Here is a 15,383-nt window from a genome sequence, read left to right as displayed (position 1 = left end):
TACGATTAATTCAAGTAGGCAAGATGGGGGGGTGTAGCAAAGCATCGGATGATCAACGCCTTACCGGCCACGCGTGTTGAGTTGGCATGAAAGCATGCGTTCTCAATGGACACTGGTGCCGCGGGTGTTGCGGCGCCGGTGCGCTGCCACTAGTGTGCGACAGCCTGCCGCGTATAGGTCCCCGCAAACACTCCGTTGGATTTCAGTTTCGGGGGCTCACTCGTATCCGAGACAACGAGCTGCTTGCGTTCAAATGACGAGAGTGCTGGGCTGTCTACCTTCACCAGAAATAATCGGCGTGGAGGTTCGGCGTTATCGAACCAAAATCTTGGGCTAGCATCGTTCGGCAGCCCGACTCCGATGCGCTTGACTGAAGACATATCCGGCACATGTGCACTGGCCGTGCCATCGATGGTCAGCGTTTGCCGCTGTGTCTGACCATCAGCATATTCAACCCAGACGGGAGCACCAGCAAACGCTCTAGGCATTGCCACCACGACAGTGTTAGCCACCGCACCGGCTTCTGCGTAGGTGAGTGGTACAGGCATCATGCTTTGCGGGGTGTAGCTTCCATCTCTGGAAACTTCTCGGCGCAGTTCCATGTGGGTGTCCTGAGAGGGCGGCGCGGCAATCAACCAGACTGACGGGCCACCCCGCAGCCAGCAGCCGTGCGCATGCTCGTCGTGCGCGCCGTATGACAGAACATACTGGAACTGTCCGTTTGTTCGAAGCACAAGCTCGGAGCCAACTTCCGATGCTCCCGAGAAATAGTATTTCCCCGCCAGCGATGAATCGGGAGGTGGGGAACATTCTGCTGCCCAGCCAAGAGTGTTCGCACTGAGGAAGGAGGCAACGGCAAAAACGACCTTTGGCGCAAGATGTGTAAATTTTCTTATCAAATTTGATTTGTTCATATTTCCACTCAAAGAGCCGTGTCTGGAAAAGGAAAATGATCTCGACAACGTGGGCGACCTTTTAAGGGCGCTTGGTGTCGTTCCTAGAGTCAAACAGTAGGACTGACGCACGCGTGTGCAGATGACGTTTGTCCTCGGACTTGGGCTGTTGCGACACGAGCAACAGCCCAATATCGAATTCGACGGAAGCGTATGAACCACCGTTCAGCGCCAGATTCAGGAAGGGCAACTGTCGCGCTCTCATGCATTGACGGAAACGTCAAGTGCAGCATCCGGTTCCGCGCCGTCGAGATCTCGCGTGTTTTTCTGTACTGCGATGGCAGCAAATGCGCTCAGAGCGAACGACATTCCGTAGAATCCCTTTTCGCTCAGCGTGAATGATGCGTTGAACAAGCCGATACAAAGAAGCACGATGCCCGTCAAAAGGGCCGCCCACGTAACGCCGTAGTAGAGGCCTGTCACTGGCGTTCCCTCAAGTCGGTCGCGAACACTTTTCTGAAGGGAAACTGCCGCGAAAAGAGTCAACACCAGTACGGCAAAGTAGTAGCCCTTTTCATTCAGTTGCATGTCAGCGTTCCAGAGTCCAATCAGGTACGCCATCACACCAACCAGCAGGGCGCACCAGGACGCGGCGATAAAAGCGAAAGAGGGACGGCGAAAGCCTTGTACTTGTGAAATTGATTCAGCTCCTGCGGTTGACGGGCCGCCGCTACCGGCAACCCCCTGTAACGTCAATTTTTTGTTGACGGGCGAGCACGCCGCATGAATGGCGTGTCTGCTGCGTGCGATCAAAAATCTCGTGCCAGAAGAGAGGGCTGTCGCGCTCGAAGCACTGCGGCCCCCTCACAACAGATCGCTTTATCAACCCTTAGCTTTGGGCAACTGCGACACCAGCGACAGTCCGATGTCCATGCCTTCGACCTGGAAGTGGGGCACGATGAAGAGCTTGGTGCGGAAGAAGCCCGGGTTGTCGTCGATGTCCTCGACGATCACCTTCGCTTCACGCAACGGGTGCGAGGCCTGAAGCGCGTCGCTCGGGTCGTTCATCTCGGTGACCAGGCCCTTGATCCAACTATTCATCTCCAACTCGAGCACGCGGCGATCCTTCGTCATGCCGATGTTCTCGCGCTGAATCAGCTTCAGGTAGTGCGCGATACGCGAGAGCAGGAAGATATACGGCAAACGTGCATTGATGCGGCTGTTGGCCGTGGCTTCCTTCGTCTCATAAAGCGCCGGCCGTTGCGTCGAGCTGGCCGAGAAGAAGCACGCAAAGTCGTGGTTCTTGTAGAACGACAACGGAATGAAGCCGAGATTCGCGAACTCGAACTCGCGCGTCTCCGGAATCAGTACCTCCGTCGGAATCTTCGGCTGCACGCCAGTGCCGAGGTCGTACAGATGCACCGGCAAGTCATCGACACGGCCACCCGCCTGCGGTCCGCGAATCTGCACGCACCAGCCGTTGCTCATGAAGCTGCGCACCATGTTTGCCGCGAACGCAAACGATGCGTTGACCCACAGGTACTTGTCGTGGTCCGGCCCCTTGACCGCTTCCTCATAATTGAACGCGCGTACCGGCGTGGTGTCGCGACCATACGGAAGGCGACCCAGCACGCGCGGCATCGTCAAGCCGACATAGCGTGAGTCGTCGGTCTCGCGGAAACTCTTCCACTTGATGTACTCGGCACGATCGAGATAGTTGCCGATATCCTGAATGGCCGCGACCTCTTCCATCGACTGCTTGCCGAAAAACGCCGCGCCAACCGACCCGATGAACGGCATATGCGCCGCCGCCGCAATCTTCGAGATGTTGCGCAAGAGCGCCGCATCCATCGGCGAGTTCTCGAACTCGAAGTCGCTGATGATGGCGCCGATCGGCTCGCCGCCCGGCGTGTCGTATTCCTCGACGTAGGTCTTGCGATACAGCCCGCTCTGGATAAGCTCGGGGGCGTCGTCGAAGTCCTGCTGCAACGCCGCCTTCGAAATATCCAACACCTCGATCTTCACGTTCTTGCGGAAGTCGGTGCGCGAGACCAGCATCTTCAGACCGCGCCAACGGCCCTCCAGTGCCTGGAATTCCTGCGCATGCATCACAGCGTCCAACTGACGGCTGATCTGACGATCGAGTTGGCCAATGTGGAAATCGAGCAGTGACTTGTCCAGACGGTCAACCGCCAGACTCGACTTCGACACCAATTCGAGGAATGCACTCATGCCCCGTGCGATACGCTCGTCAGCCGACGCTTCCGCCAACATGTCGTTGTCGCGAAATGCCTCGATCGGACGAGCCTCGGTCACGGGTTGGAGATTGATCTTGCCGCACAGCGATGCGTACACGCTATCGATTGCCGCCTGCGACGCGTCGTTCGCGTCCAGCACTACGGCCTTTGCCGCACCTTGTTGCGCTTCTTTCGACTTCATTTCGGTTTCCGCTTGTGTTCGTGAAGTGACTTTGAATTGGGGAAAGCAGTGAAGGCTCGACTGAGCCATCTACGCTCAGGCATGACCCTCAAGCTGGGTGGCGGCCGTGGCGATCTGCGCCAACTCGCCACGCAGCTTGTCCGAGAGACGCTTGTCCTTGAGCACCTTCTCGAACTCGCGGCGGAAGCCAGTGTTATCCAGCAGGTTCGATTTGAGATCGCACAGTAGATTGCGCATGGCGAGCAGCGCCTGGAGTTCCGGGATCTGTCGAGCCACCTGCGCCGGCTCGAAATCCTTCATCGAGCGAAACGACAGGCTCACGCTCATATCCGAGTTGTCGTCGGCAAGTGTGTTGGGCGCGGCAAACTTGAGATCCGGAGCGTAGTCGGCCAGCACTGCATCGAAGTTGTTCTTGTCGACGTTGACCTTCTCGCGATCGGCAAGCGGCGCCTGCTCCCGGCCGGCGCTGAAATCGCCCGCAATCAACAGTTTGAGCGGCAACTCAACCTTCTTCTGTGCCCCGCCGGTATGCAGATCAAGGGTGATGGAAACCCTGGATTTAGGAATCTCATGCTGGAAACTGTCCATTCGCTCTCTCTATCTCTTCAAAAAAATATCGATTTCTCGCAGCCCTTTGGAGACCGCAAAGAATGAAAAGGGAGCTTATGTATCACAGCAAACTTGAATTCGTCAAAAATTAGGTGTGCTAGAGGTATTGCTCTAACGAGATTATTTTTCGGAATGATCTCGTTGATTTTGTTTGAAATGCTTGAGGGCTGACATTTACGGAAATTGCATGTATGAAAGAAATCAAACAGATGGCTTCATGCGGAGTCAAATTCGACCGGCATCTTGTTTACACCTAAGGGGGATTTTCGGGGGTGGGAAATAACTAATTTGCTGAGCTTTCGGTTTTTGTGCGTCAACTATTTGATTTGGATATCTATGTAATCGGTGGAGGAGATTTCAAGGTAGTATTCCGCGCCTTGAATGTTCGGCTTTCTGGCAACTTCGTATGCGGATCGAAAAACCTCTGTGGCAGGAAGGACTCATACTCTCCCCGCAGCATTTTCAGCAACAGGAGCAATGGGCTGCCTTCTCCCTGCAACAGGTGGCCTCCGAGGTGCTGGCAGCACCCTGGGGTACCCTCGACGTCGAAGTCGACGAGCAGGCGTTGGAGGCCGGGCGGTTGAAGCTCAGCCAATTGAGGTTGCGCTTTCCCGACGGCACGCCGATCGACACGACGACGGCCGATGCCCTGCCTCCCGCGCGCGACATGACGCAGGGGCTTGCGCCGGATGTGCAATCGATCACGGTGCTCGCGGCCTTGGCACTCCCCGATGCCAACGGCTCGAACTGTCAACTGGGTACCTCGCCCGCCGCCCGCCCGCGGCGCTTCCATCGTGAATACGTCAAGGTCATCGACCAGTTCGGTACGGACTCGGTCGAGATCGCGGCCGAGCGTCACGCGGTGCGATTGCTATTCGATTTCGAACCTCATGCGGACGACACGGTATGTGTCATTGCTCGTCTGTCGCGAGCCGCCGATGGACGGTTCCGCGTCGACCGCGATTTCGTGCCGCCCTGCCTCGCGCTTGCGGGCCACGCCAGGCATATCGAGCGGGTTCAACGTATTGCGGACATCCTGCACGCTAAAAGTCTCGCCCTCGGCGTGCGTCGCAGCGAGCGCATCGATCAGGTGACCGAGTACGGGGTGGCCGACGTGCAGCTCTTCTGGTTGCTGCATTGCATTCACCATGCGTGGCCGACGTTGCGCCACTGTGCGCGCTATCCGCATCGGCCGACCGAATATCTGTACATCACGCTGGCGCAACTGGCGAGCACGCTGATGACCTTCTCGACACAGTCGCAACTCGCCGATATTCCCGAGTACGACCATCAGCGGGCCGATGAGGTGTTCGCCGTGCTCGAGTCCACGATCCGCGACCTGCTCGACGCGATCATTCCCTCTCGCGTCGTGCCGATCGGGCTGGCGCGCAAGTCGGCAACGACCTGGGCGGGCCAGATCGTCGACGAGCGAATTATCGAAGGGGCCGTGGACTGGTACGTGTCGGTCAGTGCGCCGGTACCTGCCACGGAGCTCGCGCAGCAGTTTCCCCGCCTTTGCAAGATCGGTGCACCCGACGACGTCGAGCGCATCGTCAACTCGGCGCTTCCCGGCATTGCCGTGACGGCAGTGCAGCGTGTGCCGTCGGCCATGCCCGTGCGTCTGGACAACCAGTACTTTGCACTGGACAGCGCCAGCGACGCGCTCGCTCGCATGCTGGCCACGCGCGCGTGCCAAATCTACTTGCCGATGTCGCTTGCTGAGGCGTCGGTCGAACTCTACGCGGTCCTTCGCTCATGAATGCAATCGCCACCGATGTTGCCGATTCGGTAACGCTCGACGACGCGGCGCCGTTCGCTCGCGACCCGGCCCCGGCCGCCGGCCCCATTCGCCCGCTCATTCGCGACGCGGCGCTGCTCGTGACGACCATGTCGGCCGGCGGGACCGTCCCGGATGCCGCGTCGTTGCGAGCCCGCTGCGAGGCATTGCTCGACGAGTTCGACGTTGCGCTCGACAAGCAGCGCGTCCAAGGAGAGACCCGGGAAGACGTGCGAATGGCGTTGTGCGCCTTGCTCGACGAGACGGCGCTGCGATATCTGTGCGAAAGGGAACGGGACGGCTGGGAACTCGCGCCACTGCAGATCCAACGATTCGACATTCATGACGCAGGTGAGCGCGTGTTCGTGCGGCTGGATGCGCATCTCAACACGCCGGCTGCGAACGTGGACGTCCTCGAGTTCTACGGTGCGTTGCTGGGGCTGGGTTTCGTGGGCCGGTATGCGTTGTTGGGCGAGGCCAAACGTCGCGAGCTGATGAATGCGCTGAACAGCCGAATCTCGGCGATCCGCCCGCAGGTGTCGCCGCCATTCGTACTCGAACAGACAAGCCGCCGTCTGTCCGACTGGCTCTATCGCCTCTCTCCGTGGATGATCGCCGGACTCGCCTGCGTGGCCGCGGGCGTGGTGTGGGGCGTCTGGAGCACGACGCTCGACGCACAGCTCGCCGACCTCTCGGCGGGCACCCCCGTTGCTGAACCTCTTCCGACGGCGGCGCGCCCGTGAGCACATTACGTCGCGACGAAGGCTTCGCGTATCCCCGCCGAACCATGATTGCGCTGGCCGCGCTCCTGATGCTCGCCGTGCTTTGGCTTGTGAGCCCGATCACCGGCGACGTTGCCGCGCTGCTGAGTATTGTGATTGTGGCGGTTGCAGTCCTCGTCCTATGGCTGGGCGGGCAGTCGAGGTCCGGGGAAGCGGATGACGGCTTTGCTGCCATCCGCGCAGCGGTCGGGGAGATCTCACCCGAGCAGCGCGTGCGCATGTCCTGGATTCTTGTGACCGGCGACGGACTGCACGCGATCTTCGAGCGTACCGTCGGTGGAGGCGTTGCCCGGGTGGAAGGGGGCGCGATCTGGTTGCGCGTTGACAATCCCGGCGATCTGCCGGCATTGGCATCGGCCGCGAAGCAGTGGCGCAACGGACTGCCGCCCGATGGTGTGATGATCGCCGTTTCGCCGAGCCTGCACGCGCACACCGACAGCGTGACGCAGATGTTGCGAGCCATCCGCCAGGCGGTGGCCGACGCCGCAAGACGCATCGATGCCACGTTGCCGGGCTACGTGGCGGTTTACCAGCGGCTCACATGCGGTACACCTGACACCGCACCGAATTGGTTCGGTGCGGCGCACGCGAGCACTCCCGTCGAATCGGCAGCGTTGGCGCGTGTCGTATTGTCTGCGGAGCAGGCCGCTCAGCGTGCGGGCGGTGATGCCGTGTGCGTTGCCCGCGCCGCGGCGTTGGCTTCCCTCGTGCCCTGGACTCACCTGAGCGTGATGGAGTGTCTGAGGGGGACAGATCTGCCGTCGGCGCCGGTGTGCATCAAGGGGCTGGGCTGGATCGATTGCGGCCCGGCGACCGACGTCGAACATGCTTGGGATCGTGCCGTCGCGGAACACACACGTGTGCGCCGGATCAGCGCTCCGGCGTCGGCGCAACCTTGGCCGCTGCCACACCCGTTCGTCGGCGCCATCCATCGACGCCCATGCTTATCGCCTTTGGCGCGCTTGTGCGTGAACGCAGTGACGCTGCTCGCCTGCGCGAGCGCCTTCGCCTTCTGGGGAGCGGGGAAGAACAACGAAATTCTGCTCGGTCGCATAAAGGATCACCTCGCGCGATATGCCGCTGTAGCGCCCGGTCAGGACGCAGCGAAGCGCGCGGCGCTCCAAACCCTCGTGGGTGATCGGGATCAACTGGATCGCGATGCGCGCCTGGGCGTGCCACTGCGGCTCTCGTTCGGCATGTATCGTGGCGCCCACCTGGTTCAGCCGCTGAGTGAGGCCATTGCTTCGTATGTCCCGCCGTCGGCGCCTCCGTCGGTCGTCACGCTCGACAGCATGTCGTTGTTCGATAGCGGTAAGGCAACACTCAAGCCGGGCTCCACCCGACTGATGGTCGATGCAGTGACGATGATCAAGACGCATGCGCGTAAGCGGGTGCTCGTCGCGGGCTACACCGATAACGTGGGTTCGCCGACATTCAATCTGAAACTCTCTACGGCGCGCGCCGAGGCGGTGCGCGACTGGCTGGTCGAGGCGTCTGGGCTACCCGCCACGCAATTCGCGATTCAGGGCTACGGCGATACCCGACCGATCGCCAGCAACGACACCGATGCCGGGCGGGCCAATAACCGCCGCGTCGAGATTACGCTCGTGCCCGACTTCGGGATCTGACTGCGCCACGGGTCCCTGTACTCGGCCTATCCCGTCTATCCCGTCCACCCCCTATATCCCCTATGTCCCCGAAACCACCGGTTTCGGGATTTAACCGCACGCAGGCGCAACCTGCGGGCAACTTGTTGCAGTAGCAATTTAGGAGCAAAGCATGGCAATTCCGGGCTATATGTTTCTGTCTGACGACGCCGGTAAGAAAATCGAAGGTTCGGTGACCGTCAAGGGTCGCGAGGGCAGCGTCGAACTCGTCGCCTACGCGCACAACGTCTATATCCCGACCGATGGCAACACCGGCAAGCTGACCGGCACGCGCGTGCACAAGCCGTACCTGTTGACCAAGGCCAAGGATCGCTCGTCGCCCGAACTCTACAAGGCGCTGACGTCGGGCAAGACCTTGCAGACCGTGACCATCCGAGAATATGAGATCGACGGTGCGGGCAAAGAGGAAGAGTACTTCACGACCGTGATGGAGAACGTCAAGGTGGTCAGCATCAACGCCAAGATGCTGGACATCAAGGTGCCGGACTACGAAAAGCACAATCACCTCGAAGAGGTGGAATTGCGCTACGAAACCATCCAGTGGAAGTACGCCGACGGCAACATCCAGCACAAGGACTCGTGGAACGAGCGCGGTGGCAACGCTGCCTGACGCTTTGCGACCCTAACTGCTTGCCGATACCCGCGTGCCAATGCACCCGGTATCGGCAGAGATCTCCGGCCTCTTGGAATTACCGCCTGCCTGACATGACCTCTCGCGACACCCCCTATCTGTTGCAACACCTCAATTCGCACTGCGCGATGGCCCTCGAGGCCGCCGCAAGTCTTTGCAGGATGCGGCTCGCAGACGAAATTACCGTCGAGCACTGGCTGCTGAAGCTCCTCGAGGCCGGTGATGGCGATATCCCGGCGATCTTGCGTCACTACCGTATCGATCCGGATGACGTGTGGGACGCTTTGATGGCCACCATTGACAAGCTGCCGCGCAACTTGCGAGGCAAGCCCTCGCTATCCCCGCAACTTGCCGCCGTGCTGTCGGATGCTTGGCCGCATGCCCATGCTGGCGACGCCCAGTGGCCAATTCGCTCTGCCAATTTGCTCCAGGCGATCGTCGACGCGCCACATGTGCTGCGAGCACGCGACGCGTGGCCGTTGTTGAGCTTCGGCAGCGCTCAGATCAATCGGCTTCTCACGCGGCTTGGCCCGCGCACCTGCGAGACGCAACCCACGCCCGACGCGTCTGCCACGGACACTGGTGGGCCGTCCGAGCCGATGCACGCGGGGCACACGGGGCACACGACCCGTGCCACGCCTGTCGCGTCGCCGAACGCGGCAACGACGGCTCGCGACACCCGCGACACCCGCGACACCCGCGACACCCGCGAAGCCGGGCCCTCAGCGCAGGCAGACGCACTGTCGCGCTACGCGATCGATCTCACGGACAAGGCGCGAAGCGGGAAGATCGATCCTGTCTTCGGACGGGACCGAGAGATTCAGCAGATGGTGGACGTGTTGGCAAGACGTCGAAAGAACAATCCGATCCTGGTGGGCGAGCCGGGCGTGGGAAAGACAGCGCTGGTCGAAGGCCTTGCACTGCGCGTCGCCCAGGGCGATGTGCCGACCGTCATTCGCAACGTGCGTGTCCTGACGCTCGACCTGGGCCTGCTGCAAGCGGGTGCCGGAGTGAAGGGAGAGTTCGAGCAGCGGCTCAAGACAGTGATCGACGAGGTGCAGGCATCGGCGGTGCCGGTGCTCCTGTTCATTGACGAAGCGCATACGCTGATCGGCGCGGGCAATGCTGCCGGCGGCGCCGACGCCGCCAATCTACTCAAGCCGGCCCTCGCGCGCGGCGAGCTGCGTACCATCGCGGCGACGACGTGGGCTGAGTACAAGGAATTCTTCGCGCGCGACGCGGCGCTCGAGCGCCGCTTCCAGACGATCAAGGTCGACGAGCCCGACGACGACACGGCCTGCCTGATGCTGCGAGGTCTTCAGTCGCGTTACGCCACGTTCCACCAGGTCCATATTCGGGACGAGGCGCTTGTCGCTGCGGTCAAACTGTCACGCCGCTACATTTCGGCGCGTCAGTTGCCGGACAAGGCCATCGATCTGATCGACACGGCCGCGGCGAGGGTACGGATGGCGCTGGAGAGTGCGCCTGCCGAAGTGCAGCGTGCCGCTGCCGCAGTGCGGGCGTTGGAGGTCGAGCAGGCGATGCTCGAAGCCGACGCAGCCAACGGCGTACAAGGGACTGCGCTTCGTGCTCGGGAGGTCGCAGCGGAACTCTCGGTGGCGAAGCAACAAGCGGAATCGCTTCAGGCGCGCTACTTGCGCGAGCAGGCGTTGGCCGCTGCCGTCGGGAAGCATCGCGAAGCGCCGCAGCACGCGCGCGACGATGCAGCGTTGGGGCTTGCCCTTGCAGCGCTTGCCGAGGCGCAGGGCCAATGTCCGTTGGTCTGTGCGGACGTCGACGCGCAGACGATCGCACGTGTCGTATCGGAATGGACGGGGGTGCCGATCGGCGATCTGGTATCCGACGAGTTGCGCAGCCTCTTGTCGCTTGAAACACAGCTTGCGGCGCGTGTCGTGGGTCAAGACGATGCGTTGCGCGCGCTCGCAGAGAGTTTGCGGACCGCCAAAGCGGGTCTGAAATCGGAGCATGCGCCGTTGGGCGTGTTTCTGCTCGCGGGGCCGTCCGGTGTTGGCAAGACCGAGACGGCGCTCGCGTTGGCGGATGTGCTCTTTGGTGGCACGGCAGCGCTCACTACCATCAACATGTCGGAATACCAGGAGGCCCATACGGTTTCCCAGTTGAAGGGGTCGCCGCCGGGGTATGTCGGCTACGGCCGTGGCGGCGTGCTGACCGAGGCCGTGCGGCAGCGGCCGTATTGCGTCGTGTTGCTCGATGAAGTCGAGAAGGCGCATCGCGACGTGCTGGACATGTTTTATCAGGTGTTCGACCGTGGGACGATGCGCGACGGGGAGGGGCGAGAGATCGACTTCCGCAATTGCGTGATTCTGATGACGTCGAATTTGGGGAGTGCGACGATCGATGCGGGGATGCAAGCGCAGCCGGACATCTCGCAGGGCGCGTTGCTCGATGCCATTCGTCCGGAGTTGGTGTCGCACTTCCAGCCCGCGTTGCTTGCGAGATTCCAACCGCTGGTGTATCGGCCGCTCGATACGCATGCGCTGCGCTCGATTGTTGGAATGAAGCTGAAGACGGTTGCCGGTCGCCTCAAGGCGCAGCATCGCGTGGCGTTGACGGTGGACGAGTCGATGATCGCGACGTTGGCGGAGGGATGTCTTAGCCGCGAATCGGGGGCGCGCAGCATCGACGCCTTCATCAATCAGCAGATTCTGCCTGCGGTCTCGCGCGGACTGCTTGCACGACTCGCTTCCGGTGGCGCGCCCATGGGCATTGATCTGTCGTTGTCGGCCGAAGGCCAGCTCGATATTGAATTCGTCGAACGCGAGAGCGAAACGCACGAGGCCGCATGCGGCAACTTGGGGGCAGTGCAATGACGGCGGGGCCATCGCTCTATGACATGTTGCTGGGTCACATCGATGGTGAGCCCATTGCGGCGTACGACGACAAGACGCTGGAGATCCTGAGTGTTCAGCGCAACGTCCATCGCATCTTGAACGCTCGCGCGGGCGCCATGAAACATCTTCCGGGCTACGGGCTCCCGGATCTCGGCACTATCTACCGTGCGCTTCCCGCGTCATCCAGCCGGCTTCAAGCGCAGTTGGAGAAGACGTTGCTCGCGTACGAACCACGCATCAGGGCGGTCGAGGTCGAGACGCTGCAGGATGACGATCCGGGTGTCTTCATGAGCTTCGAGATGACGTGTCATCTCAAGCAAGCGGGACTCGTGCGATTCGGGACTTACTTCGAGCCACGGGGCCGGGTCAGGTTGGTGCGAAGACACCCCGGCTCCCCGTGAGGCGTAACTCACTTCGCCGGAAGCTAGGCCCCTCTATGCCGCCATGCCTGCGCTTTCCCGCTGGGTCACGCGTATCGGAGTGACGACTATGCGGGACTTGCCGCGTTTGTGCGGACACAATACTTACATCAAAAAACACAACGCCCGCCGGTATGACCCCGGCGGGCGTTGTGTTCCAGGACTGCGCGTGACTTTGCCTTCGCGCAATCAGTACGGATAAACCGTATCGTTCGAAATTGCCGCGCGTTGGCCCTGCTGGACGCGCAGTGGCGGCGCTTGTGTCACCGTTGCGACTCGGCCGTCGTCCAGACGTACGGTGATGCGGTACAGCACGTTCGGCTGACCCATGTTGTTCTCGATGCGATTACCCGCGATGGCGCCGATCAAGGCGCCGCCGATGGTGGTGGCCGTGCGTCCGCGCCCGCCGCCCATCGTGTTGCCGAGCAGGCCGCCGGCCGCGCCGCCAAGCACCGTACCCAGAATGTTCGGGCTGTTATTGGCACCGTTCAATTGCTCGATCGACTCGACACGGCCATACAGCGCCCCCGGAATCTGCTGCGGCTGTTGCGGTTGCTGATAGCCCTGCTGGTACCCCGGTTGTTGGTAGCCCGGCTGATAACCCGGTTGTTGATAGCCTTGCTGATACCCATACTGCGGCCCTGGCGCAACGCAACCGGCCAGCATGACGGCGGCCAACGCCGCGCTAATTCCCGTAAGTGCTTTGATGTTCATTTTGGATCGTCCTCGTGAGCGTGAGGTAAATGCGTGATCACCGCAGTGTGCGGTGACGTTGCGCACCATGTGGCACATCTATTGCGACCACGACGCGGAATGTAGGGTTCCGCAGACCTTTATGCTGTAAGAAAAGGTAAGCGTTTGTAATGGCCAACCGCCCGCAATGATGCGGGTGCTATGCAACATGCCCCGTTTCGAAGCGTTTCTCGATGATATTCCCGTTGGGCGAGGCATAGGAACATGCTCTGTAATTCCACACCGGGAAGGCGCAACCCATAACAACGATCGATGCGTCTGCGATTTCATGCGGATGAACGCCCAAAGTGCGTCCTTTGGCGCGGGATTCGCCTCAGTATATCGCTTGAAGCCGATTGGATATGGCAGCATCAAGCGGTAACGTCGCGATCTTCGACGCGAGGTTGGCCATCGTGCGCAAGCCGTGCACGCGAGGCCCGCCGTCAGGGTGCCCGGCCCGATTTCGCGGCCCCCGCCGGACCAAGGCTGCAGGTCCGGGGGCGCACTCGATGGAGTTCGCCTCGCCGCGAAATTCGCCCTCAGGCCGCAGCACCCTTGCGTGACGGCTACCGCCGCACTCCCGCACTGCCGGCGTCGACCCCGACCAACGTCTGACAATTCAGCGCCGCACGGGCGAAAAAATGTGCTCGCGCTTCATAAACGGGTCGATGTCGGCCGCCCGGCTGCGTTGGCGCGAGCACACCCGCTTGCCATTCATCTCGATGCATTCTGTCGTGCCAAGCGGGTTGCCGCCCTCGCGGGAGGCGTTCGGACCGCTCACGGATGCCCGGCCCGACCCAAACTCGCGCTCGAAGGCGCGTCGCGCAACGTTGCCTTCGGCAGGGGGTGTGCCGTTTAGCCTGGCTCGCTGCGATTGATCGGTGATCGCGCGCTCGGCACCCGCGTTCGACGACGCGGCGCTCGACGCCGGTCGTTCGCCTGCCGCACGCGCAACGTCGGCACGCCAGTCAAGGGCCGGCGCTCGCATTGCAGCAGGCGGCAACGCTTGCGGCGGGGCGGACGATGGTGCGAAGGGCGCCGCCGTGCGGTCTGGCGGCACGGGCACCCGTGCGGCAGGCGTTGCCTTGCCTCGCTGGGGCGATTGGGCGGCAGGCGCCCGACGATTCACGGACGCGGGACGCACCGGTTCGGAGACGTGCGCCGGCGCGATCATCGTGACCCGCATGGCCGTGCGTTGCGGAGCGTTGCCGCTTAAGTCGGACGCCGGTCCGAGCATGACGATCCACACCAGCCAATGCGCTGCGAGCACCGCGATCGCGATCCACCCCGCGCCGCTTGGCATGCGTTCGGGAACGGGCCGAGACGACGAAAGTGCACCGATCGACGACGCGTGGCGCGAGAAGCAGGACAGATCGGACGGGCTGGACGACGAAGGCGACACGGGTAAGCGCGGATGCTGTCGAAAACCGGGGGGGAGTTTGCATTCTGGCATAGCCCCCATGGCGGGACCGATCGGCCACGGTGTTTTGGGCGATGTGCCCGAAAAAACGGCGCCTCAAGTGAGACGCCGTGCCCCCTGATTGCACTGCCGGGTGATTGGCGGGATATCGCGGGATGGGAGAGCAGGAGAGCGGGCGAGCCGGTCGGCGCAGCGCGGCAGCGGTGGCCGCTCGCGTCAGGCTTAGCTCGGCCGCGACGGCGCGCGGCCCGTAAGCGCGGCGCTTCCCCCCATGATGTAGTTCTCGAGCTGGTCGATCGTGAACTGCTGTTCCGTGATAATCGCCTTGACCAGATCGCCAATGGAAAGCAGACCGACCAACTCACCGTCTTTCATGACAGGCAGGTGACGAATCCGATGTTCCGTCATCAGCGACATGCATTCCTCGTTGGTTTGCTCGGGGCTCACGTAACGCACGGCCGACGTCATCACATCGCGCACTGGAGTGTTGACGGAGGTGCGCCCCATGAGCGCCACCTTGCGGGCGTAATCGCGCTCGGTAAAGATGCCGACGATCGTACGATCGTCCTCGCTCACCAGCACCGCGCCGATGCGTGCTTCGGCCATCAGGGTCAACGCGTCGAGAACCGAATCGGACGGGCGTACCCTGTACACCGTATCGACCGATTTGGACTTCAGGATCTGGGCGACTGTCTTCATGGTCTTCCTCCAGCGGGCTGCGGATGCTTACAGCATAGTTGAGTGCTCGTCGCGCGTCACGCTCGTGTTGTCCCCGAGTGAATCCGACGGCGGCAGACCGTTGCAGGCGCCGTCGACAGCCGGTATTGGTGCGTTGCGCCACAAATTCTCGGAAAAAGCGCCCGGTTTGGCTCGGAGGCGCCATTTTTTCCCCACGGGCGATGCAGAAAGGCGTATCCTTGCGGGATCGGCGAAAATTCGTCGATCATCGCCTGACGATCGCGAAATGCTTTATCGGCATCGCTGACAGCTATGTCCTGCGGGCCGGATCACTCGCTGTGCCGATGACGTAGACCCCACGGTCTTCGCCCTCCCGACACGCACTGCTCGTCATTGTGGCACTGCCGCAATGTGCCTTGCTCCTTCGAACCATCGCCGCGTTTCGATGCGCCGCCATGCTTTC

13 protein-coding genes are annotated in these 15,383 nt (G+C 61.7%); 6 read left to right on the top strand and 7 right to left on the bottom strand.

The features are described 5' to 3' along the window. Nucleotides 1-149: 149 nt before the first annotated feature. The 4 genes from ACE3UG_RS16985 to tssB form a co-directional block, all read right to left on the bottom strand. The gene (locus tag ACE3UG_RS16985) at nucleotides 150-914 is read right to left on the bottom strand and encodes a hypothetical protein (protein ID WP_374625996.1); all 765 of its coding nucleotides are present in this window, start codon (nucleotides 912-914) and stop codon (nucleotides 150-152) included. Nucleotides 915-1,154: 240 nt separating this feature from the next. Next, on the bottom strand, nucleotides 1,155-1,592 hold the full coding sequence (yiaA, locus tag ACE3UG_RS16980) for an inner membrane protein YiaA (RefSeq protein ID WP_374626066.1): 438 nt from the start codon (nucleotides 1,590-1,592) through the stop codon (nucleotides 1,155-1,157). Between the two features lie 183 nt (nucleotides 1,593-1,775). Beyond that, nucleotides 1,776-3,332, bottom strand: coding sequence for a type VI secretion system contractile sheath large subunit (gene tssC / locus ACE3UG_RS16975; RefSeq protein ID WP_374625994.1), 1,557 nt, complete (start codon nucleotides 3,330-3,332; stop codon nucleotides 1,776-1,778). 75 nt (nucleotides 3,333-3,407) lie between these two features. Next, the gene (tssB, locus tag ACE3UG_RS16970; protein ID WP_374625992.1) at nucleotides 3,408-3,920 is read right to left on the bottom strand and encodes a type VI secretion system contractile sheath small subunit; all 513 of its coding nucleotides are present in this window, start codon (nucleotides 3,918-3,920) and stop codon (nucleotides 3,408-3,410) included. 427 nt (nucleotides 3,921-4,347) lie between these two features. On the opposite strand from tssB, the gene tssK reads away from it, so the two are divergent. From tssK to tssE, 6 genes are all read left to right on the top strand, one after another. Beyond that, complete coding sequence (gene tssK / locus ACE3UG_RS16965; protein WP_374625990.1) at nucleotides 4,348-5,700, top strand: type VI secretion system baseplate subunit TssK; 1,353 nt, start codon at nucleotides 4,348-4,350, stop codon at nucleotides 5,698-5,700. Then, the gene (locus ACE3UG_RS16960) at nucleotides 5,697-6,461 is read left to right on the top strand and encodes a DotU family type IV/VI secretion system protein (RefSeq protein ID WP_374625988.1); all 765 of its coding nucleotides are present in this window, start codon (nucleotides 5,697-5,699) and stop codon (nucleotides 6,459-6,461) included. Before tssK ends, ACE3UG_RS16960 begins: the two co-directional genes overlap by 4 nt. Further along, nucleotides 6,458-8,128 carry an OmpA family protein gene (locus tag ACE3UG_RS16955; RefSeq protein WP_374625986.1) on the top strand — a complete coding sequence of 557 codons (1,671 nt, stop codon included), beginning with the start codon at nucleotides 6,458-6,460 and terminating at the stop codon, nucleotides 8,126-8,128. The genes ACE3UG_RS16960 and ACE3UG_RS16955 overlap by 4 nt, the downstream gene beginning before the upstream one ends. Nucleotides 8,129-8,279: 151 nt before the next feature. Next, nucleotides 8,280-8,777 carry a type VI secretion system tube protein TssD gene (tssD, locus tag ACE3UG_RS16950; RefSeq protein ID WP_374625984.1) on the top strand — a complete coding sequence of 166 codons (498 nt, stop codon included), beginning with the start codon at nucleotides 8,280-8,282 and terminating at the stop codon, nucleotides 8,775-8,777. 95 nt (nucleotides 8,778-8,872) lie between these two features. Then, nucleotides 8,873-11,650 carry a type VI secretion system ATPase TssH gene (tssH, locus tag ACE3UG_RS16945; RefSeq protein ID WP_374625982.1) on the top strand — a complete coding sequence of 926 codons (2,778 nt, stop codon included), beginning with the start codon at nucleotides 8,873-8,875 and terminating at the stop codon, nucleotides 11,648-11,650. Continuing rightward, entirely contained in the window at nucleotides 11,647-12,072 is a 426-nt protein-coding gene (gene tssE / locus ACE3UG_RS16940; protein WP_374626064.1) for a type VI secretion system baseplate subunit TssE, read from the top strand. Before tssH ends, tssE begins: the two co-directional genes overlap by 4 nt. 207 nt (nucleotides 12,073-12,279) lie before the next feature. Here the strand turns inward: tssE and ACE3UG_RS16935 are convergent, their stop codons facing one another. The 3 genes from ACE3UG_RS16935 to ACE3UG_RS16925 form a co-directional block, all read right to left on the bottom strand. Next, nucleotides 12,280-12,804 (bottom strand): glycine zipper 2TM domain-containing protein, encoded by a 525-nt coding sequence (locus ACE3UG_RS16935; protein WP_374625980.1) that lies wholly within the window; start codon nucleotides 12,802-12,804, stop codon nucleotides 12,280-12,282. A gap of 637 nt (nucleotides 12,805-13,441) precedes the next feature. After that, nucleotides 13,442-14,224: a hypothetical protein gene (locus ACE3UG_RS16930; RefSeq protein WP_374625978.1), complete on the bottom strand. Its 783-nt coding sequence runs from the start codon at nucleotides 14,222-14,224 to the stop codon at nucleotides 13,442-13,444. 240 nt (nucleotides 14,225-14,464) lie between these two features. Then, nucleotides 14,465-14,941 (bottom strand): CBS domain-containing protein, encoded by a 477-nt coding sequence (locus ACE3UG_RS16925; protein ID WP_374625976.1) that lies wholly within the window; start codon nucleotides 14,939-14,941, stop codon nucleotides 14,465-14,467. Nucleotides 14,942-15,383: the final 442 nt, after the last annotated feature.

The organism is Pandoraea sp., from assembly GCF_041919235.1.
Taxonomy (GTDB): Bacteria; Pseudomonadota; Gammaproteobacteria; order Burkholderiales; family Burkholderiaceae; genus Pandoraea.
This window is presented reverse-complemented; position numbering and strand designations above follow the sequence as displayed.